General features: G+C 37.7%; 19 protein-coding genes and 1 pseudogene. 5 read left to right on the plus strand and 15 right to left on the minus strand.

Features of this window, described 5'->3' with window-relative positions:
* Positions 1–153: 153 nt before the first annotated feature.
* Together ADH54_RS06955 and ADH54_RS06960 are read right to left on the minus strand one after the other, a co-directional pair.
* A complete protein-coding gene (locus tag ADH54_RS06955) occupies positions 154–2,142 on the minus strand; it encodes an ABC transporter permease (RefSeq protein ID WP_049524567.1) in 1,989 nt (662 codons plus the stop codon).
* A 1-nt stretch (position 2,143) separates the two neighbouring features.
* The gene (locus ADH54_RS06960) at positions 2,144–2,902 is read right to left on the minus strand and encodes an ABC transporter ATP-binding protein (protein ID WP_000173372.1); all 759 of its coding nucleotides are present in this window, start codon (positions 2,900–2,902) and stop codon (positions 2,144–2,146) included.
* Between the two features lie 428 nt (positions 2,903–3,330).
* Here ADH54_RS06960 and ADH54_RS06965 point away from each other — a divergent pair, with 428 nt between their 5' ends.
* Complete coding sequence (locus ADH54_RS06965) at positions 3,331–3,528, plus strand: hypothetical protein (RefSeq protein WP_049524568.1); 198 nt, start codon at positions 3,331–3,333, stop codon at positions 3,526–3,528.
* A gap of 139 nt (positions 3,529–3,667) precedes the next feature.
* Here the strand turns inward: ADH54_RS06965 and ADH54_RS06970 are convergent, their stop codons facing one another.
* The 6 genes from ADH54_RS06970 to ADH54_RS06995 form a co-directional block, all read right to left on the minus strand.
* Positions 3,668–3,940 (minus strand): PspC domain-containing protein, encoded by a 273-nt coding sequence (locus ADH54_RS06970; protein WP_001085044.1) that lies wholly within the window; start codon positions 3,938–3,940, stop codon positions 3,668–3,670.
* Between the two features lie 58 nt (positions 3,941–3,998).
* Positions 3,999–4,448 carry a SprT family protein gene (locus ADH54_RS06975; RefSeq protein ID WP_049524569.1) on the minus strand — a complete coding sequence of 150 codons (450 nt, stop codon included), beginning with the start codon at positions 4,446–4,448 and terminating at the stop codon, positions 3,999–4,001.
* Positions 4,435–6,564 carry a Tex family protein gene (locus ADH54_RS06980; protein WP_049524570.1) on the minus strand — a complete coding sequence of 710 codons (2,130 nt, stop codon included), beginning with the start codon at positions 6,562–6,564 and terminating at the stop codon, positions 4,435–4,437. Before ADH54_RS06980 ends, ADH54_RS06975 begins: the two co-directional genes overlap by 14 nt.
* Before the next feature lie 93 nt (positions 6,565–6,657).
* Entirely contained in the window at positions 6,658–8,139 is a 1,482-nt protein-coding gene (locus tag ADH54_RS06985) for an AAA family ATPase (protein ID WP_049524571.1), read from the minus strand.
* Positions 8,140–8,166: 27 nt separating this feature from the next.
* On the minus strand, positions 8,167–10,803 hold the full coding sequence (locus ADH54_RS06990; RefSeq protein ID WP_049524572.1) for a DEAD/DEAH box helicase family protein: 2,637 nt from the start codon (positions 10,801–10,803) through the stop codon (positions 8,167–8,169).
* Between the two features lie 3 nt (positions 10,804–10,806).
* Positions 10,807–12,666, minus strand: coding sequence for a DNA methyltransferase (locus ADH54_RS06995; protein ID WP_049524573.1), 1,860 nt, complete (start codon positions 12,664–12,666; stop codon positions 10,807–10,809).
* Positions 12,667–13,666: 1,000 nt separating this feature from the next.
* On the opposite strand from ADH54_RS06995, the gene ADH54_RS12615 reads away from it, so the two are divergent.
* Genes ADH54_RS12615 through ADH54_RS07015 form a run of 3 tightly spaced genes read left to right on the plus strand, consistent with a single transcriptional unit; the run spans position 13,667 to position 15,516 of the window.
* Positions 13,667–13,798: an SPJ_0845 family protein gene (locus tag ADH54_RS12615; RefSeq protein ID WP_000268685.1), complete on the plus strand. Its 132-nt coding sequence runs from the start codon at positions 13,667–13,669 to the stop codon at positions 13,796–13,798.
* On the plus strand, positions 13,799–14,704 hold the full coding sequence (locus tag ADH54_RS07010; RefSeq protein ID WP_049524575.1) for a permease: 906 nt from the start codon (positions 13,799–13,801) through the stop codon (positions 14,702–14,704).
* Positions 14,701–15,516 (plus strand): TIGR03943 family putative permease subunit, encoded by an 816-nt coding sequence (locus tag ADH54_RS07015; protein ID WP_049524576.1) that lies wholly within the window; start codon positions 14,701–14,703, stop codon positions 15,514–15,516. The genes ADH54_RS07010 and ADH54_RS07015 overlap by 4 nt, the downstream gene beginning before the upstream one ends.
* 119 nt (positions 15,517–15,635) lie before the next feature.
* Here the strand turns inward: ADH54_RS07015 and ADH54_RS07020 are convergent, their stop codons facing one another.
* From ADH54_RS07020 to ADH54_RS07050, 7 genes are all read right to left on the minus strand, one after another.
* A complete protein-coding gene (locus tag ADH54_RS07020) occupies positions 15,636–16,355 on the minus strand; it encodes an alpha/beta fold hydrolase (protein WP_049524577.1) in 720 nt (239 codons plus the stop codon).
* Between the two features lie 3 nt (positions 16,356–16,358).
* A complete protein-coding gene (locus ADH54_RS07025; RefSeq protein ID WP_049524578.1) occupies positions 16,359–16,670 on the minus strand; it encodes a hypothetical protein in 312 nt (103 codons plus the stop codon).
* Between the two features lie 119 nt (positions 16,671–16,789).
* Positions 16,790–18,532, minus strand: a complete 1,743-nt coding sequence (locus ADH54_RS07030) for a glycoside hydrolase family 13 protein (RefSeq protein WP_049524579.1) — start codon at positions 18,530–18,532, stop codon at positions 16,790–16,792.
* Between the two features lie 176 nt (positions 18,533–18,708).
* The gene (locus ADH54_RS07035; RefSeq protein WP_049524580.1) at positions 18,709–19,200 is read right to left on the minus strand and encodes a phosphoribosylanthranilate isomerase; all 492 of its coding nucleotides are present in this window, start codon (positions 19,198–19,200) and stop codon (positions 18,709–18,711) included.
* Between the two features lie 63 nt (positions 19,201–19,263).
* Positions 19,264–20,145, minus strand: a complete 882-nt coding sequence (locus ADH54_RS07040; protein WP_049524581.1) for a diacylglycerol/lipid kinase family protein — start codon at positions 20,143–20,145, stop codon at positions 19,264–19,266.
* A gap of 111 nt (positions 20,146–20,256) precedes the next feature.
* On the minus strand, positions 20,257–21,111 hold the full coding sequence (locus ADH54_RS07045) for an ADP-ribosylglycohydrolase family protein (protein ID WP_049524582.1): 855 nt from the start codon (positions 21,109–21,111) through the stop codon (positions 20,257–20,259).
* Between the two features lie 40 nt (positions 21,112–21,151).
* Entirely contained in the window at positions 21,152–21,769 is a 618-nt protein-coding gene (locus ADH54_RS07050; protein WP_049524583.1) for an SAP domain-containing protein, read from the minus strand.
* Between the two features lie 465 nt (positions 21,770–22,234).
* Here ADH54_RS07050 and ADH54_RS07055 point away from each other — a divergent pair.
* Positions 22,235–22,481, plus strand: a pseudogene (locus ADH54_RS07055) (helix-turn-helix domain-containing protein); the annotation flags it as partial.

The raw sequence follows: 22,481 nt of genomic DNA on the forward strand, positions 1-22,481 counted from the left end.
CAAAACGGTGTTTTGAGCTGACTTCGTCAGTTTTATCTACAACCTCAAAACAGTGTTTTGAGCAACCTGCGGCTAGCTTCCTAGTTTACTTTTTGATTTTCATTGAGTATAAAATACAAGAAATACCTCGATTTTGAAGTCGAGGTATCTTTTTTACATTTGCACAATCTTGCGATAGCTTCTTGAAGTAATCATAAAAATCAGCACATAGGCGATGAGGAAGATAGCGCAGATAGACAAGGTTACAATCAACATCATAGTCGTATCCAGTACACCAATCACTTTTAAAATCAGGCTAAGCATATGGTAGGCAAAGGCTAGATGTAGGAAGGCAAAGAGCAAAGGAAGGAAGAAAACAGTTAAAACCTGTTTGTTGATGGTTTGCTTGATTTGCTTTTGATCTAAACCGACTTTCTGCAAGATAATAAAGCGTTCACGATCTTCATAACCTTCAGAAATTTGTTTGTAGTAGATGACCAGAACAGTTCCGACCATAAAGATAATGGATAGGAAAATACCGATAAAGAAGACACCACCAAAGAGGGCACTCATCTGAGTACTAGCATCTGATAAATTACTACCATAAACATAGCTACCTTCCGTGTTTAATTGAGCATTAAATTGATCGAGGTATTTATCATACTCGTCAGCGACCTTGAGTTGTTCTTCTTCGCTGGCATTTACATTCATGCCACCGTAAAACTGATTATATATAGCCGAATCTGGGAATTGATCCAAAAAGGCTTGTAAATCAGGTACAACAAGGTAATTGTAATCAGCAGTCAAAATATTAAACTGATTTGGAACATGGTTGACAATAAAATCTTTAGTAAATTCTTCTTTTACAGAAAATTGATGATCATTCAGAATTAGAGTTTTTTGTTCTTTAACTCCCTCGTTCTTTGCAAAGAGTCCGACCTCATTTCCTGATAGAGACAGTTTTTGACCAGTCATATTTTCATAATCTTTTTGATCAAATACCATGAAAACTGTTGTGGGTTGGACACGATTTTGTCCTTTTTCAAAAAGGGTTAACTTATTTCCTTCTTGGTTCACAACACCAAAGTAAGTGTAACGAAACACTTCTTTTTCTTTAATCTTATAACCTTTGTCACTTGCAAACTGGCTCAAGAGTTTGTCCAAATCTTCTTTTTCAACATTTTGTCCTGAAACCCCAAAATCATGAGGATTTAGAACTTTTTTAAAGGATTCTGCGGAATTGAAAATGCTTGTCGCTGCTGACATGGTTACCAAAACCATTGTTGACAAGATAGCGATAGTTGCTAGTCCAACTGCATTTTTCTTCATACGGAAAATCAAGTTGGAAACAGAGATAAGATTATTTGGTTGGTAATAGTATTTCTTATTTTTCTTTAAGATTTGAAGGAAAACGGTAATTCCTGCATTAAACAAGAGATAAGTACCAAAGATAACCAGCAAAACAGCTAGGAAGAAGGTTGTTAAGGCTGTAAGAGGATCTTTTACCGTAAGGGCAAGATAATAGCCAATCCCTAAACTAATCGAACCAAGAATCGTTTGGAGAGGTAGGAAACGACCTTTTTTCTCACCACTAGCTTTTTCACGAGAAAGCTGGAGGGCATTCATACGAGCAATTCGAAGGGCATTCAGGAACATGAGACCTAGGAAAATCAAACCAAAGACAACAAGTACTGTAATGACAACTTTCATCTGGAAGGTAGCGACCAGTTCCACCTTTAATTTCATCAGTTTGAGCAAGAAAGCGAAAATTAACTTGTCAAACAAGGCTCCAATACCGATACCCGCTCCAACAGTTAGAATCCCAAATAGCACTAACTCCTTAAAGGTCATACTGATTAGATGACGCTTCTCCAAACCCAGCATGCCATAAATTCCTAGTTCCTTGGAACGGTTTTTCATGACAAAACTATTGGCATAGAGGACGATAATGGCTGACGCAAGGGTGACGACAAACATACCAAATCCAAGAGTAGCTTGAATGGTTGTCCCTCCACGGATTTCCGAAATCTTGGGATTGAAGGTTAGAGAGTAAAAGAGATAGGTGACGGTGACTGCCAAGAGAACAGCCAGCGCAAAAGGATAGTAGAGTTTGCGGTTTTTAATCAAGTTCGATACCGCTAACTTATTGGTTAATCGAAACATACTAATTCACCTCGCTTGCCATGACAGTCAAGGTATCAGAGATCTCTTGGAACATCTGACGTTCTGTCTTCTCTCCACGGTAGATTTGGTTGTAAAGAATGCCGTCTTTGATAAAGAGTACACGTTTGGCTCTGCTCGCTGCTGCTGTGGAGTGGGTTACCATGAGAATAGTTTGGCCACGTTCATTGATTTCATCAAAGACATCAAGTAAGGCTGCAGAGGACTTGGAATCAAGGGCACCTGTTGGCTCGTCCGCAAGGAGAATTTCAGGTTCTGTGATAATGGCGCGGGCTACTGCTACACGCTGTTTCTGACCACCTGAAATCTCGTAAGGGTACTTCTCTTGCAATTGGTTGATTCCCAGATTCTCAGCTGTCACCACCAATTTCTTCATCATCTCCGTAATAGGTCTTCTTGACAAGACAAGCGGAAGCAAGATATTGTCCTTAACAGAAAGAGTATCTAGCAAGTTAAAGTCTTGGAAGACAAAGCCTAATTTTTCACGACGGAAGCTAGAAGCCTGTGAATTTTTAATGGTTGCGGTGTCAGTTCCATTCAAGTAAACCTGACCACGAGTTGGTTTATCCAACATAGCTAGGATATTGAGAAGAGTGGATTTACCAGAACCAGACTCACCCATGATGGCAACGTAGTCACCTTTTTCCACGGTAAAGTGAATATCCTTGAGAGCCTCTACTTGGTTGCCCTGAAAACGAGTTTTATAAATTTTTTGAACGTGTTTTACATCTAAAAGTGTCATGAGAATCTCCTTTCTTAATATCCCATCAAATGAAATGTTGCTTGCATCATAGCGCATCCCAGCTGAACGCACTCGATTTCTTTGTGGCTTGGTTTTCTTGTTTTCTTATGTAAGATTTGTTTCATGATGTTACTCCTTTGTTCTTTATGAGTCTAGTTTACATCAAAAAAAGACCGCTTGCCATAACCTAACCTTACAAAAGAGACTTTAATCTTACATTTTTGTAAGATTGGGGGAAATGTAAGCAAAATTACTTAGAAAATGATTTGATTTCCTGTTTTTTAAATTGTAAAATATAAGTGTGAAAAGGCTTACTTTAGGGAAGGGGGAATCGGGAACTAACATTTGAGTAAGCTTACCTAGATAACATACCATTAAATTGAACACTTGTAAGTCGTTCTAAGTATCAGGAAAGAAGGTGCGCTTTAATGAAACATAAAGAACATATACTCATCGGACTTCTCTATCTCCTCTCTCCATTCATCGGTCAGCTCTTAGTTGAAAAAACATACTTTATCGGTACAGAATTTACAGCTACTGCTTATGCTATTTGCTGGCTATCAGTTGTTATCAGCATCCACCATTTTTCAAAAAATGTATTGTCTCAGCATGAAAAATCAGATTAAAAAAACTGAGTTCAAAATATTATTTTTAGTTTGTAGATGAATCTGGAAAAATATTATTAAAAGTAAAAAAAGCTTTAAATCAAGCAGTTTAGACTATTGATTTAAAGCTTTTTGCTTATTCCAAATCTTTTGAAAAACCTCACCAAAACCAGCCTTCATTATCGTCAATGGCTTGGGCTTCTTTGCGTTTTCGTGGGCCTGTTCCGTACATTTCTGCTTCGATTTCTTCCTTGGTTGGCATGATAGAGGCTAGGATGATATAGATAATCACGCCAAGTCCAAAGTTTGCGACTGTGAAAATGGCAAACAGAAAACGTACAAGGGTAACATCAAAGTTCCACTTGTCTGACAGACCTGCCAGAACTCCTGAAATCATGCGATTTCGTCTCATTTTATAAAATTTACTGTTCATGATATTTCCTCTTTCTGCTAGGTTAGTCATAGTATATCACGGGTAGGATCGGCTTTCATCAGTCCTCAGGCTGATTTACTAGTAGCAATTTACCTCGACAAAGTCCACAGCGATAGCGTTTGGTATCAATCCTTCGCTTGCGATGATACCTTTGCTGGCAGGATTGGCAACGATAGAGCTTGATTGGCTTGGAGTTGCTATTGGGCAAGGAAGGCACAAAGCGTAATCCATCCACTGCTTTCAACAGTTCCTTAAAATCCCTATCCTTGTGTTGATAGCCCTTTCCTTGAAAATAGAGGTGATAATGACAGAGTTCATGTCGGACAATTTTCCTAAAAACATCCAGCCCCAGTTCCTGATAAACCTTGGGATTAAAATCCAAATGCCCATCTTTGGGGAAAAATCGCCCACCTGTCGAACGTAGACGCCTATTCCACTGAACATGATGGATAAAAGGTCTGCCGAAGTCTTCTAGTGAAACCTGCTTAACGTAATCAGTCAGTTTCATTTGGAGCTAGGAGCGACAGATTGACTTTTTCACGTTCAACATCAATTTTCTTAACCCAAACGGTCACCAAATCTCCAACTGACACCACTTGGCTTGGGTGTTTGATAAATTTGCGACTCATGTGGGAAATATGAATCAGACCGTCCTCATGAATCCCAATGTCAACGAAGGCACCAAAGTCAACGACATTACGCACTACACCTTCTAGCTTCTGTCCAACCACTAAGTCTTTGATATCTAGGACGTCTTGGCGAAGCACAGGTGCATCAAAGGAATCACGGAAATCTCGACCTGGTTTGAGAAGATCTGCAATGATATCTTTAAGAGTTTCTGGACCAAGGTCTAGCTCTTGCGCCATATCTTTGACTGAAAGAGACTTGAGTTTGCCTTGGGCTTCTTCATTCAGGTCCTTGATGTCTAAGCGTTTGAAAAGTTCCTTAACGGCAGCGTAATTTTCTGGGTGAACTCCAGTATTATCGAGGATATTGCTACTTTCAGGGATACGGAGGAAACCAGCTGCCTGTTCAAAGGCCTTGGCTCCCAGACGAGGAACCTTCTTGATTTGAGCGCGTGAAGTGATTTTTCCTTCTTCCTCACGGTATTTGACGATATTTTCAGAAATGGTTTTATTGAGTCCAGCGACATGGGAAAGAAGAGCTGGGCTAGCTGTATTGATATTGACACCAACTTGGTTAACTACGGTATCCACGACAAAGTCCAGACTTTCAGACAGTTTCTTCTGGCTGACATCATGCTGGTACTGACCGACACCGATTGACTTAGGATCGATTTTGACCAATTCCGCAAGGGGATCTTGTAAACGACGGGCGATAGAAATAGCAGAGCGTTTTTCAACAGTCAAGTCTGGAAACTCCTGACGAGCAAGTTCACTGGCAGAGTAGACCGAAGCACCACTTTCATTGACGATAACATAGCTGACTTCAGGGAAATCTTTCAGAACTTCCGCCACAAAGGCTTCACTTTCACGACTAGCAGTACCATTTCCGATGGCAATAATCTCTACACCGTATTGACCAATCAAGTCTGCCAGATCTTTCTTGGCTTCTTCGATTTGACGAGCAGATGCTGGTTTGACAGGATAAATGACCTGAGTCGTCAGCATTTTTCCTGTTGCATCAACGACAGCTAACTTGGCACCTGTACGAAAGGCTGGGTCAAATCCAAGAACCACGCGCCCTTTCAACGGAGCAACCAAGAGGAGATTGCGCAGATTGTCCGAAAAGAGTTGGATAGCTCCTTCTTCTGCCTTTTCAGTTAATTCTGTCCGAATACGACGTTCGATAGCAGGCAAGACTTTTTTCTTAACAGATTGCTGAACTACTTCATCAATATAAGTATTTTTTACCTTGAAGCGAGCAGCAAAGAAGGCAAGAATACGGTCTGTTGCATGTTCAAAACCAACCTTCAAGACACCTAGCTTCTCCCCACGATTAAGGGCTAAGGTACGATAACCCTGCATATTTCCAACCGTCTCTGAAAAATCATAATAAATCTGAAAAACCTGCTTTTCATCAAGACTCTCATCCTTGACTTGGGAAGTGAGTTTAGAGTGTCTCAGCACCTCCTGATAAGTCATGGCGCGCAGTGTCACATCTTCTGATAAGGCTTCAACCAAGATATCAACTGCACCAGCCAAGGCTTCCTTAGCAGTCGCAAATCCTTCACAGACAAACTTCTCAGCCTCTTTTTCTAAGTCAGCTACATTTTGCAAGATTAAGCGAGCAAGTGGGAAGAGTCCGGCTTCACGAGCAATGGTTGCCTTGGTTCGACGTTTTTCCTTGTACGGAAGATAGAGTTCTTCTACGTCTGCTAATTTTTCGGCAGCTAAGATAGCTTCTTCCAATTTCTTAGTCAGCTTGCCTTGTTCTTGAATCTTAGCTAAAACAGCTTCTTTACGATCATTGAGGTTAGTCAGACTTTTATCCAAGTCAATAATGGCCTTAATCGCCACCTCATCCAGACTACCAGTCATGTCCTTCCGATAACGCGCGATGAAGGGAATTGTCGCCCCTTCAGCTGTCAAACTTAGAACGGTATCAATTTGCTTTAAAGTCACTCCCAAATCCTGGGAGATTTTTTCATATTTTTTATCCATGAATCTATTATACCACAGAGAAAACAGCAGTCAAAAATAATAATATTCCCATAACCTAAAACAGGATGTCTATGTCAAGACATCCTGTTTATTTTACACTAAATCATGTAAAATATTCAAAAGTAATTCTGTTGACTCTTCCAATTCTTCTGTAGTATAGCTGTTATTTTGATTTTCTGGATGATGAATGATGTTGCGAATTAAAGTTGGAAGAGTTTTTTGCTCTTGCTGAATATTCCCGTTTTTTAATAAACGATGATAGTCTTTATCTTGAGTTATGCCTTTATCTACAAGCCATTTTTCGAATTCTTTCTCGAAATAATTTTTTTCATCCTCATCAATCGCTTTTGCTTGGATAAATCCATATAATTCATTGTGAAATTCCACGCTGTTTACTCCAAAAGCAATGTAGTTTATTTCTCCTATTGTCGGTGAGGTAGTTCCGAATAAATTTAATTCCCGCTTATCCGATACAAAATTCACTCCGTCGTCATTCTTGGAAAAAATATTGATTTGCTGAGTTCTACAGTCAAACTTTTTTAATAGGTAAGGAGAATGAGTCGTAATAAAAACTTGATATTTTTCAGCAATTTTATTAAGTGAATCGATAAGTTTATCTTGCGCTTTAGGATGTAAAAATGTCTCAGGCTCATCAATAAAAAACATAATTGGCTTAGATAATGTTTCCTCTTCATTATCAAGCACACCAGCATAAACTTGAATTAAGCTTAAAGCTAATGCCCGTTGCATTCCAGTACCTTTTTCTGAAACAGAAGTTGAAATACCATTATCCGAAAGAAGAAGACTACCCGTCTTAAAGAAATTATCAATTTCAGGCAATCCAAAATTAAATTGTACCTCACCATCTCCATACTGCTCTTTCAACACGGAGGAAATTTTAGTCGCAATTCCTTCAAGAATTCTACCCAACCCTTCATCTCCAAAAGTTTTGTTATGAGCATCTTGAAATTCTCTCCATGTATCGCCTTTTTGAAAATCTTTTGTTATATCATTAATTATTTTACCTATTATTTTGGTCTTACCAAAATCTTGATAATCTTCATTCCTTATATCCGAATATACAAACTGAGCATCAAATAATGCAGTAATCGTTTTATCAATGCCTGTGGGATTTTCAAACCTCTTTATATCATCTTCCTCGGTTGAATTTGGATTATAAATCCTTACTTTTGAGATATCTAAAGAAACTGTTTTTTTACCTTGCGTTACTTCACATTCCTGAGACGACCTTAAAACCCTAAGACTATACGTACCATCTTCATTGTCGATTACATAGTCACTGTATTTATTAAGATTTAGGTTTTCATCATTAACTATTTCACTGAGATCTGCACCTTTGAATTCAAGTTCGACAGATATATTTTCAGTCTCAAGACCCTGAGTTATAAAATCTAACTTGTTTTTTCCACTCTGAATGAATTCAATTGCTTTAAAAATTGTCGTCTTACCACAGTTATTATTTCCTACAAAAAAATTTACACCTTCCGAGAATTCAATAACATGCTCTCCTTTAAAACTCTTAAAGTTTACTAGTTTAATTTTAGAAATATACATTTTCTTATCTCCTACTCACGTTATGTATTAGAGTGTCCGCAGTTGTTCCTTGACCTCGTCCTTACTTATCGTCTCATTAAAGAACGGCAAACCCACAATCCGATAATGTTCATCATCAACTAGCGTCCTCGCCTCATCTCGTTCAGAAATTTGATGCAAGAACTCTTGTTTCCAGCCTTCCTTACTATTTTTGAAAGTATTATCTGCGTCCAAGAATTGACTTCCTTTTGGTTCAATGAAAATCTGCCAAGAAACATTTCCTGTATTTTTGTCGTTAGCGAACATGAGAAAGTCTGGTTCAAAGGCTTTCCCATTAGCAAAACTATAAATCTTTACAGCTTTTTCATTTCGAAGTAGGTAAATATCTGTCCATTTTTCTTCAAGTTCAGTCATCAAATCTTTAATCAAACGGACGAGAAGTTTTTCCTCACTGGTGCCGAAGTTGTCATTGTAAGCGTACCAGTCTAGATTATCCAAATCTTCGAAATACTGGGTTTCGGCTATATTTTTCTGTGACAAACCAAACTCTGCTTGGCTTTGATGGTTAATGGTGTATTTTCGCAAGATATTATCTTCAAATAAGTCCTTTATTTTGTATTTTTCGAATTTTTCTGAACCGAAGAAGCGTTCCTCGGTCGCAATCAAATCTTTTTCAATGTGATGGAGAAGTTTTTCAGTAATATAAAGTTTGTCGTCTGGGGTTAAATCATTCACTAGTTTGTACTGAGACTCCACTCGCATATCAATATCTGAAAGCATATTGATAAATCCAGCAACATTTGGCAAACCTACGAAAGCTTTCTGTAGATTATCGAACGAGAACTTTTTATTGCGATTGATAGCCGTTCTGACAATATTGTTGCTGATAATTTTACCGAATTTGAAGGTAATCGCCTCTAATGAATCCGAAACATAATTTCCTTCATCAAATGCCTCAATATCTCGCACACTGTGGGTTGGGAGTTTGACTTCGAAAGATTTGGGAATGAAATTCGTATCAAATAGACTTCCTTGACGTTGTTCAAGTAGTTGCTCATAAGAAAGGCGTTTATTCATCCAAACGACGCCATCTGTGTAGGTTCGCGTTTTCTTGAAAGACTCCTTAAGCTTGAGCACACGTTCTTCCAGATTTTGGTCATCATAAATCCCAGATTCACGCAAGACTTGCTTGAGTTCTGAAATATAGCGAGGATTATTAGCAGAGTGATAGTGAAGTTGTTCAATCACCCGAAGTTCATAATTTTCATTTTCGTCAAATTTTCGAATGTATTTTTCTTCAAAATTATCACCAATGACAAAAGGATAATAGCGAGCACCACGACCAATCAACTGCTTCTCAGTGTTGGTAGTTTTTCCTGCGACAAATCCGTTTTTTGTGTTCTTCCCATCACGGGTGTCATAAAGTCGGACAATGTCGAAAAGATTGAGAACGTCCCATCCCTCGTTCAGCATATCCACGGCGAAAATGGCACGAATTTCATTTGTTGGTAGTTCTAAGGTATTGAGGAGATTGAGACTATCTTTATGCTTGTTCTTTCCATCAACTAAAAGCAGGCGCTCTTTTCGAAAATCCTCTTGAAGTTCCGCCACCAAGTCTGCGTTAGAAATACCGACTTTTTCGAAATAAGAGAAGGATTTTTTTAAAATACTGGATTTTTCGTCCATTTCTGAAACGAGATCACGCTGTGCTTGAATATCTTCTGGAGAAAGATTGTCTAGCACCCCCAAAAATGAGTCCAGATTTTCTTGACTCTCAGCAATCTTCTGCGACTTGAACATGACCAAGGGTTTTAGGTTGATACCATTTTTCAGAGCGATTTTCTTGCGATATTGACTGACAAGAATGGCTTGAAGCATACGATTATTGACTTTACCATCCACCAAATGAAAGAGAACATCTTTCGAATACTTGTCCAGTCGAAATTCTTTCAAATCATATTTGAACAGCAAGGATTTTTCATACTTTTGAGCTAAGGTTGGATTTGTTAGGTCAATCGTTGCCGTAAACTCAAAAATACTGGATTTTTTAGCGGTTCTCTGGATAGCTTCAATAGTAGACGTCCAGCTGGTGTTGTCCTTTTTCTCGTTTGTGTCCAGACCAGCGTTCAAGTGATGTGCTTCATCAGCCAACATGACAACAGAAATATCCTTGAATTGCTCATAAGACAGACGGTTTTCTCGTGGCGTATTGAGATCTTGGTGGAGCTTCTGAATAGTAGTGAAAGCAATATTAATACTATCATCACGACTATCTGAAAAATCCGTCACTTCACGCACGGTCACAATTTGCCCATCCATGACAATCTTTTCCGCAAAAAGGTACTTACCAGAAGAGCTCTCCAAGAAATTATCCTTGGTTTTGGTGAGAATATTGTCGTTATTGACAAAGAAGATGAAATTCCGTTCCCCTTGTTTGTACTTTTCCAAGATAACCGCCGCCATCAAAAGCGTCTTCCCAGAACCAGTCGCCATATTGTAGAGGACTTGCTCTGGAATAGCACGATTTTCATCTGTTTTATAGTATAAATATCGTCCAATCGCTTCCTCTTGATAAGGACGCAAAGAGTGTTTCAGATTTTTAGTAATGTAATCTGGCAAATCCGCTCGAAAGTCCTTAAAGCCAGACCGACTGACCGTATCATAAGTTTCGTAAATAAAAGTCATGACTTACTTTTCCTTCCCGTAGAAAGCATGATTCAGCTTTTTATCTTGAGCGGAAATCCCGTAATCAATATCGTCAATATCCGAGTAATTCACGTATAGATTGTTATTATCAATAATCTCAGATAGGATTTGCTTTTGTTCTGCTAATGAAAGCTTTTCAAATTCATTCTTTTTCAACTTTTTAGGGTCAATGCGGTAGGAAAGGAATGATGATTTTTTCGCAAGTTCAAAGACTTCAAGCAGTTTTTCTTTTGTTGTCGCCTCAAGAATTTCATTTTTGAATTCCTGAACATCATTTTTGAGTTCGCAGTAGACAAACGAACCTCCACCCTGCCAGTCGACAGATTTTGAAATACCACCTTGTTCGCCCTCAATCACTTTTTCCAAACGTTTAACGGACACGGTTTCAATGTAGTCCATTTGTTCAATACCAATGTACTGGCGGTTCATTTTATGGGCAACGGCTGCTGTTGTACCTGATCCGAGGTGGTAATCTAGGACGATGTCACCATCATCGGTCGTTAAATCAATAAACTTTTTAACCAGCTGTTCTGGCTTAGGGTAATCAAAAACTTTTTCTTTGAAAATTTCTTCTAAAACTTTAGTTCCCTGACCAGAAAAACTTTCATCAATCCAAGATGTAAAAACTGTTTGTTTCTTCCCATCACCTTTATATATTTTTTCGTAGAGCTCTGTTCTACCATCTTTTTCAAGTGACACTACCATATCATTTTTTATAGCTTCTTCAAGTCTATTTTTACTCCATCTCCAGCACCCATCATCTCCATTCGGTAAGATTGGCAATACTTTATTACCCTCAAATTCAACTTCATAGAAGAGGTTAGGGCGGTCTTCTCTTCGACTGTTGCTTCCCCATTTTCGAATAAGCTGAGTTTTATAGTTTCCTCGGCTATCTTCATAAGCATAGTTTGAAGTGTCTTCGATAAAAGCTTTATTCAAGACTGCTCGTTCTTTATTTTTTGCGTAAAAAATTATAGTTTCGTGAATTTGAGCAACATATTTACTATCTTGACGACCTCCTCGACCTTTCCAGACAATATTTGAGATAAAATTATTTCTGCTGAACACCTCATCCATCAAAACTTTTAGATATGCTTGTTCATTGTCATCACATTGTACAAAAATTAAGCCATCATCACTCAGCAACTCTCGAGCCACCTCTAAACGATTCTTCATAAAAATTAACCATGTTGAATGATTGAAGCTATCATTGTAATTAAAGCTATCATTACCTGTATTGTAAGGCGGGTCAATATAAATGAGCTTGACCTTCCCAGCAAAACGTTTTTTCAAACTATGCAGAACGATAAGATTATTCCCTTTGATGATAAGATTATCAGTATCTGCTAACTCTTCCACTTCATGTTCGCCATCTTTGTCATAGCGTTTAAAGTTAGTCAAGACCTTATCATCCAGCAAGCGATTGATTTCTGTTGGAGCGAGTGTTTCATTAAAGAAAACCTCTTGACGTTTAGCATCGTCCTTAGTCTGTCCACCCTCAAGTATGCAGTCTTTGTATGGAAAATTGAGAACAACTTCTTGATTTTCAGAAATGTACTTATTTTCAGTTGCAAGACCAATTTTCGTCTTATAAGCCGTAAAACTGTCTGGGAGAAACTCCTTGTTGTTGAGAAACTGTAAAAAGACATCTTTCTTAAAGACGAGCATACCTGTCTCCAGCTTAGAAAAGAAGTGATTAGAGATTTTTCCATCACTCATCAAGAGATTGAGAAGTTCTGGATTATATTGTCTTGCCAGCTCTGTTAATTTATTCTTATTAAGCACACCTTCCACCATAAAGGTGTCATTTTGTGCCAGAAGCTGTTCCAGTTCTTGTTTCATATAAAGTTTACCTTTCAGTTATAATTTAGCGAAGGACTGATAGGATTCCTTTATTATGAATATAATAAAGGAAGGGTACCCTTCGGGTTTTTCAAATTTTTCTGACTCTATTATAGCATATTTTGAGTCGGTTCTCACAATCTTCTTGTTACTTACCGACTCCCAATTTCTTAAAAAAACTAGAGATAGAAGCAAGCTATATTCTTTTAATAATTTTAAGTTAGATTGGAAGCAAGTTGATGAGAAAAACTTTGAGATGTTTCATGATTCGAGTAACGATAAAATTCCTAAGATGCACTTGTCTGCTTGAATATTCAGATGAAGTAAAATCTTTGAAAGTAGCAATCAACCATATAACCTGTAATATACTTTCCCTAATAATCCATACTCTACAACACCATTGTCTGCCCATATATCGGATTTTTCTCCTCAAGATACTCTTTCAATTCGAATTTAGAAATTTATTTCCAGACTATAAATTTTACATAAAAAAAGCTGGACTTCCTTAACAAACAGAGTAATCCTTCTCGAGTATTAATAAATAAATTAATAAAGAAATTGTGAACGACTATATCGTTAAACAGAATTAGTCAAACTTGGCAATAAAATCAACCCACAAAACTTTTGGGTATTGATACCAGAATGGGGCTGCACCGAAGTTGTGGGATACCTACCAGCAATCAACTTACCAGTGTTTATTAACAATCTAACCGTTAAAACGGCGTTATTGATTTTTCGGTAATAAATTTTGAGTAGTTCATCAAACACACTGAAGTTTATGAAATTAACACCACAGTAGAAATCAATCATCAAATGGGTATATTGCTGTATAAAAAGTTTGGCTAACTGCTCAAAAAAAGTATCAGAGGTATGGATATTATACCATAAGGAACAAATCTTGTTTTGCCTTGCCTATTTTTGCATCTGTGATTATCAAAATAATCCAATTTCCTCAAAATAATAGTATAATAGAGGTAGAATTTAGAATCGAGGTACACCTATGGCTGTAAAATTTACAAAACGAGACGACTTGGACAAGATGTTTGAAGAGTTTGCGAAACTCCCTGATTTGAAACAAGTCACTTTCCCTGATGACAAAGAGAAAAAAGCCAAAGCAGAAAAGAAAAACTAGATGACTGCTTTCCAACAACTCCCATCCAGTGTGCTTCAGACTGGGGCTATTTTTCTCTCTATTATCATTGAAGCTCTCCCCTTCGTTCTGATTGGAAGTATTGTTTCGGGGCTGATTGAGGTTTATATCACACCTGACAAGGTTTATCATTTTCTCCCTCGAAATCGTTGGGGGAGAATCTTTTTTGGAACCTTTGTCGGGATACTTTTCCCCTCTTGTGAATGTGGAATCATCCCCATTATCAATCGTTTTCTGGAAAAAAAGGTTCCCAGTTACACAGCCGTTCCCTTTCTTGTGACAGCACCTGTTATCAATCCCATTGTTCTCTTTGCGACCTATTCTGCCTTTGGCAACTCCTTCCATATCGCTCTGTTACGAGCTCTGGGTTCCATTCTTGTAGCTGTGATACTTGGGATTTTTCTAGGATTCTTCTGGCAAGAACCGATTCAAAAAGAAAATCGTTTGGCCTGTCATGAGCACGATTTTTCCCATTTGAGTCCTGCAAAAAAAGTTTTTCAGGTCTTTGTGCAGGCCATTGATGAATTTTTTGATACGGGACGCTATTTGGTATTTGGCTGTCTTTTTGCCTCTGTGATACAGGTCTACGTTCCGACTCGGATTCTGACCTCTATTAGTGCGACCCCTCTTTTTGCCATCCTGCTCCTGATTCTTTTAGCCTTTCTTCTTTCGCTCTGTAGTGAGGCGGATGCCTTTATCGGAGCTTCTCTTCTCTCGAGTTTTGGTTTGGCACCAGTTCTGGCCTTTCTCGTCATTGGCCCAATGCTGGATATTAAAAATATTCTCATGATGAAAAATTACTTGAAAGCACGATTTATCAGTCACTTCATTACGATTGTGACTCTCGTCGTCTTAGTGTATTCTCTCTTGATTGGAGTCATCCTATGATTCGATTTTTAGTTTTAGCTGGCTATTTTGAACTGACCATTTATCTCCATCTGTCAGGCAAATTAAACCAGTACATCAACATGCACTATTCCTATCTGGCCTATATCTCCATGGTGCTTTCTTTTATCTTGGCAATTGTTCAATTGTATATTTGGATGAAGCAAGTAAAAACCCACAGTCATCTGAACAGCCGATTAGCGAAGGTAACGAGTATTGCTCTTCTGGCCATTCCGATTATCGTTGGTTTAACTTTTCCAACTGTTAGCTTGGATTCTCAGACTGTTTCTGCCAAAGGCTATCATTTCCCCTTATCAGAAGGCACGGATCAAGCCATTCAGACGATTGAAGGGACGACAAGCCAATATTTGAAACCTGATACCAGTTCTTATTTTTCAAAAACAGCCTATGAAAAGGAAATGCGAACGGCGGCGGATAAATACTTGTCCCAAGATAGCATTCAGATCACTAATGAAAACTATATGGAAGTCATGGAAGCCATCTACGACTATCCAGATGAGTTTGAGGGTAAGACAGTCCAGTTCACAGGTTTTGTCTATAACGACCCTAGTCATGCTAATAGTCAATTTTTATTCCGCTTTGGCATTATTCACTGTATCGCAGACTCTGGTGTGTATGGCTTGTTGACAAAAGGAAATACCCGTCAGTATGAAAATAACACCTGGATTACAGCCAAAGGAAAACTAGTCAATCACTACCATAAAGAACTCAAACAAAACCTCCCAACCTTGGAAATCGACAGCTTTACCAAAGTCGATAAACCAGAAAATCCCTATGTTTATCGCGTGTTTTAAAAGATAAAAAGACAAAACGAACAAGCTCTCTTCTGAATGACAGAAAAAGAGCCTGTTCGTTTTTGTTGAGTCTAGGTAGACTTTGATTCTATATTAATTATCACTATTCAATCACTACCTCATAAAGAAGAATAAGAGAACCACTCATTAATCATACTAGCGATTTCTTTGGGTGCTTCAGTATAAAGCTCATGGCTAACGTTTTCTAGAATAATAGTATCAAAATAATCTGGCAATTCTTTTAAGGCTTCCTCTCTCCATGTAGCTTCATTAGAATAGCAAGGACTGATAAACAAGGTATCTCCCACTTCTCTCTTAAAAGCTTGTATTTTCCTCCGTAGGCTGAGTATCGCTTCTATATTTTCATAATTTATAGCTAACTCATATCTATTATACTCAGAATTCCAGTGATAGGACTGTCTTACGGCTTTCTCCATATTTTCTGACCAATGCTTTGCTTCAGATTTTTCTTTAGAAATAAGAACATCTAAGTCCGAAATGATTTGATATTTGATATAGTTTTTAGTTTCCTCTAATTCCGCATCTAAAGTTAAAATCTTATCTAAATCTAGATAGCCACCATCCAAAAGAATCAGTTTCTTCACTTCTTGAAATTCCGATGCGAGATAACGAGATAAATCTCCTCCAAGAGAATGACCTATCAGACAGATAGATTCTTCCTCTACAATCTCATTTTTAAACCATGATTTCAATTCTGTTTCATCTCGAAGATGCTTTTCATATGGATTTAGAAAATAGACCTGCGAATCTAGTTCTTGAAAAAAATCCTTGCTATGATAGACATTGCTTCCCAAACCGCCAATAAAATATTTTTTCATTCTCTACTTAATACTATGCTTATTCATCTTTTGTTCAAAGATAGTCGTGATAATCTGACGTAATTCTTCGCGTTCTTTTTCTGGAATTTCACCACTTGTTTGAGCTGCAGCGTAGAGTTTAGGGTGTTCAATTGAAATGCGTTTAATCGTACGTGTCGTAGCATGTTTTCTGACGAAAAATGGGATTCGCTTAATCAAGTCTTGTGGTACTAGTGCAAGAATCTTTTCAGCAGTTTCCTTGTCACTAATCTTAGACGTCGTAAGCCCCTTCTTAATCATTTCCTGTTCTTTTTCTGTAAAATCTTTTAATTCCATGCGATTAGTCCTCCTATTTTCTTTAAGTTAAATTATATACCATTTGTAGCAAGACGACAAATGGTCTGTTTGTAAAATACTCTCTATACTACAATTTTCCTGTCACTCTTAATTGCTCTTTAATGAAAAATCACAAATCCTTTTGGAGAAATCACAAGCTGATTCTCCGATTCTTGGCAATTGCTTCCTAGTGCTACGGTTTCTTTCTCTACAATATAATCTTCTTTTGATTGGTTAAAGACGGCTTTAAGAACATGGTCTTCGTATTTCCATTCCAAGGCAACTACATTTTGTTTGATTTCTTTTAGACTATACTTACCATTCTGAATAGTTGATAATACGTGTTTGCGAATTTTGATTAGATTCTTCATGAAATTCAGCATATCATTGTCACTTGAGGCACGCTCCCAAGGCATACAACGACGACAATCTGGGTCTGGACCGCCAGTCAAGGATAGCTCGGTTCCATAATAGATGCAGGGTGTTCCTTTTTGTAAAAAGAGAAAGGCTAGGGCTGATTTAACCAGTTGAACATCCTCATTGGCCGTCCACAAGATTCGTTCTGTATCATGAGAATCCAAGAGATTAAACATAACCTCTGAAATCTGCTGTTTGTAATACATAGATTGGCCATTGATTTCATTGATGAACTGGTCTGTCTTCTTAACACCTCGTAAGAAATAGTGCTTGATGCTATCAGATAAAGGATAATTCATGACCGCATGGAACTCATCTCCATTTAGCCAAGGCTGAGCCGTATGCCAGACTTCTCCTAAAATATAAAGATCAGGCTTTTTACCTAAAACTGCCTTGCGAAAATCCTTCCAGAATTGATGGTCAATCTCATTAGCCACATCCAAACGCCAAGCATCGATATCAAACTCTTCAATCCAATAAGTCGCAACCTTTAAAAGATAATCCTTGACCTCTGGATTAGCTGTATTTAGCTTAGGCATATAGTCCTCAAAACCAAAAGCATGGTAGGGTAAGTCTCTCTTATTGGCTAGCTTTTCAGTTGTCACTGGGAATTGTTGGATATAGAACCAATCCTTATAAGCAGATTGCTCACCATTTTTGGCAACATCTTGCCATTGAGGAGATTGCGAACCAATATGGTTAAATACAGCATCCAGCATGATCTTCATATCACGCTGATGAGCTTGCTCGACCAGTTCCCGAAAAGTCTCCTTGTCTCCAAAATGACGGTCAATTTCAAAGTAATCCGTCGTATTGTACTTATGATTGCTCGTAGATTCAAAGATAGGACAAAGATAAAGTCCAGTAATGCCCAAGTCTTGCAAGTAATCCAGATGGTCAATCATCCCCTGTAAATCACCACCAAAGAAATCATCACTCTTTGGTGTGACAGATGAATCCCAGTCTAAAGTCCCTTCTGGGTTTAATCGAGCATTTCCATTAGCAAACCGCTCAGGAAATATCTGATACCATACCGTATCTGAAACCCAGGCAGGAACTAGGCAGGCATCAATCTCATGAAGATAAGGCAACTTAAATCCATTTCCAATAGCATGAAAATTTTCTAGAGAATTTTCCACACACCCTTTATCGCCATGCAAAATACTTTGACCTTCTGTATCCTGAAGTTCAAAGAGATACTGGATACGTGCAAAGTCAACTGACACTTCAACCTGCCAATAGTCAAATAAGGCGTCAGAAGTTATCTTGGACATTTCCTTTGTATCCTGATAAAATTCCTCCATAAAGATAAAAGGGTCACCATAATACAAGTTGATGCTTTCGATGTCCCCTTTCTTAGTTCGAATCCGAATATGAAGTTTCTTATCTCTGTAAAGATAGGCATACTCCGACTCTGGTCTGTGGTAAATGGCTGTTAATTCCACTGTATTTGTCTCCTAGTTTACTTTCATCCGTATACAACGCAAACGTTTTCACAATTGTTAATCTAGTATACTACTTTCGTATTTTATTTGCAAGGTTTGTCCATAGTTTCGAGTCGTTTAGTTCTATAAATAAAAAAGCAGCCAATCTTACAACTTGCTACTTTTCAAATGATGATTTACAAATGTCTTTCCAGCCACTCAATTTTTTTAAAATCCTTATTGTTATTGTGCTCATTTCGATAAGAATCTTGGGAAGAAGCCTTGTAAATACTTAAAAACTGTTCTAGATTTGGAATGCGAAAAGTGATGTTTTCGAGATGAATCAACTCTATATCCGATTCCGAAACTCCAGCAAAATCAGGTAAAGAATCGATACTTCCGAATTCAACACTCAGACCATCTTTTTGGAATTCATGCTCATGAATATCTATTACGGCATAGCCTAAGTGTTTCATCACTTTCATTATCTTGTCCCACTCATAAATTCTGAGATGATCAGGTGCTTCCCAACCTCTAGGATCACCAGGCACATGAATGTCAATGTCAGACGGCCTCCATTCTTCATTTGAACGGTATTCAAAACCCAAGGACCCCATGAGCGTCGGTGTGATTCCGATTTGGTTTAAATGAGAACAAATTGTTCGAAATTCATCAAATAGAGAATTCATTCCTCCTCCAATCGTTGATATAGAACTTAATTTCGTTGTGAATAATAAACTAATTTTTACCTTCTACTCTTTCGGTTTTGAAAAGACTTCAATATGTTGGCCCAGTACCTTGATTTCTACAGGTAGGTTATCCGATTTATCACCGTCAACATCTGACTCCAATTCACTATCTGAAGAAATCTTAATATTACGCGCTTTGATATACTCGATATTATCATTTGCGACAACATCTCCTTTTAGTAAATCAAGAATGACGGATAATTTGGAGAATAGAGAAGCATCTTTTAGAATTAAAATGTTGGCATAGCCGTCTTTGTTTTCTTCAAAGATTTTTTTGTCAGCGAAGTAATTTGTCAAGAGAACCAAAACATGGCTTGCTTCACCAACATAATTTCCATTTTCTGTCTCAATCTTAATGTTAAAGACCTGATCCGTCATGACAGACTTCATAGTATTAACAGCATAGGCTAAAATACCGAATTTTGTCTTGTCCTCAATTTCAACATTGTGAATCGCTTCAGGAAGAGAACCGATACTAAAGATGTAACCAAAATAATTGTCATTCGCTTTACCGATATCAATCTTATTGGTTAAATCAAAATCGAGTTCATCAATAGCGCCATCGATATCTTGGTTGATTTCCAACAGTTTTGTAATGAGGTTGCCCGTACCACCAGGGATAATACCTAACTTAGGAACGTAGTCTCTCTCAGCAATTCCCGAAATAACTTCGTTGACAGTCCCATCTCCACCAAAAACAACTACTGCATCGTACTGCTCACGAGAGGCTTCTTCAGCAAAATTGGTTGCATCCAGCGCTTTTTCAGTAATTTTGGTTTCAACATATTCAAAGTATTCTTTTGCTTTATTCTCCAGCTTTTCTTTATAATCCAAAGCCTTCTCACCACCAGAGGTAGGATTGATAATTATCATTGCTTTTTTCATTGATTTTCACCTCAAAATCCGTTAGAAATGCTTACATTTCATCCTATGTAACTAAACGTACTCCCATTATATAATGAAAATGCTGGAAAGAAAAATATGAAGTACTGGAGATTAATAGACTTTTATTCTATTTTCCCATCGCATAACTGCATCCTTTAAGGGTTCATCCAAGTAAGAAATGGTCTTATCCTTTATCCAACCAGGAATACCATAAGCTGCCTCTGCTATGCTGCCAGTGATTGCAGCAAGTGTATCACTGTCGCCACCAAGTGAGATAGCATTTCTTATAGCATCTTCGAAATCTGTACTTTCAAGAAAGGCAATAATTGCCTGAGGTACAGTGTCCTGACATGTTTCGTTGAAACGGTATGTAGGGCGAATTTCATCTAAAGTTTGAGATAGATTGTAGCCGTATTCCTTCTCAATATAATCCTTAATCCGTTTTTTACATTCGGTAGGATTGTCGTTAATTGGTTGCTCGTATTCGCTACAATAACCACCAAAGTAAAAACGACATAGAAAGATAGCATCAGCTGTAGCCATTGCACCTTTGACACCTTCTGGATGATTATGAGTTACCTCTGCAGAAAGACTCGCAAGTCCTCTAGATGATGGCCAAATACCGGTTCTAGCATAAAAACTACAGTCCATAGACCAAGCGCATGGAGAAACACGCATAGCCGATCCATTCCCAAAGCTATTATATGGCTCACGGTTATCGCTGTTTAGCCATGCATTAAACCGAGCACCATAATCAGCATCCGGATACATTCTGCCATATTTCTTCATAGCGTCAATAAAGTCATCCTTTTGCCCACCATTCATAATCGCCTCTGCAACAGCACAGGTCATAACCGTGTCATCTGTAAAAAAGCAGTCCTTCCGAAATAAAGGAAAGTCCTTTGTTTTGATATTGTTCCACTCGTAAACAGAACCAACAATGTCTCCAACGATTGCTCCGAGCATAAGATTCCTCCTTGTGAACTCTTGGTTTAGACTGATATTTCTACTTCCTATATTCGTTTATTATATCAGCATATTCTGTCAAAAGATTCTTTGAATAAATTTTTTCATTACTTGAATTTCTAACTTCTTTCCAAAGAATAGATGCAACTTTTAGTTTATTCGAGTAGTTGTCACTATTTTCATCTGCACAGAAATCCTTTAAAAATTGATTCCATTGACAAACCGAATGATCATACTTAGCATAATCTGAATTTCCATAATAAACTTTTAGCATGTCTTGGATTCTAAAAGTCGAATCATTTTCTCTTTTTACTTTTCTCCAAGCTGTAGCCATATCAGCAGTAAATTTAAAAGGTGAAACATCTGTTAAAGTTGAGAAATATTCTCTAAAGTAAGTGTTAAAGGAGAATCCACATTCAAGTAAGGACGTATCTAAGGTGATAGCTTCCACTCGTTTCTTATTTCTTTTTGTTGATGATTTTTTAATCAAATTCCCCTTAAAGTACTGCTCGATAATATGATTGAGTTCTTGTTTCATACCTATATATTCAAGTTCTAATAACTTGCATATTTGTGAAAGTTCATCACGATACCAATAATATTCATTAAACTCATCAAATGAAGTGATTTTATCAAATTCTGGTCTGTTCTCTATCAATATTTTAGCTCCACCAAAAACAATTTACTTTTTCACTCAAAGAGTACCTTACTATTTGCCTGTGTTCATACTTAGGATTCAAGCTCACAATCACACACTCAGCGGTTTCAGACTTACCGTATCATTTCGTCGGTTCCCCTCCTCATTCTACGAGTCCTATCCCATAACTTCGCTGATACCTCAGCTCGTACAAGTAGTGATACCGCCTCAACGTAATGTGTCTTCGGGACTCAAAAGGTTTGGGAAGCCTTTTGAAGATTAACTACGTTTCTCCAACAAGCTTACACATTCCACATGTGGTAATATTCTACTTTTATACTAATAAACAAAAGGCAATAAAAATCATTTTAAAATGATACTGTGGAACGGAAAGATTATCACCACTTTCAAAAGAAACGACATCCATAACTCCAATTAAAATTACAATAGACTTCCTGCGAAACAAAAATATGATACAATAAAACTATGAATTATGAATCAAGTAAACCATTAACTGATGCACGATTTAAGCGCCTTGTTGGTGTTCAGCGCACTACTTTTGAAGAGATGTTAGCTGTGTTAAAAACAGCTTATCAACTTAAACACGCAAAAGGTGGACGAACCCCTAAGCTAAGCCTAGAAGACCTCCTCATGGCTACTCTTTAATACATGCGAGAATACCGCACTTATGAACAAATTGCGGCTGATTTTGGCATTCACGAAAGCAACTTAA

Source organism: Streptococcus pseudopneumoniae, from assembly GCF_001072315.1.
Taxonomy (GTDB): domain Bacteria; phylum Bacillota; class Bacilli; order Lactobacillales; family Streptococcaceae; genus Streptococcus; species Streptococcus pseudopneumoniae_R.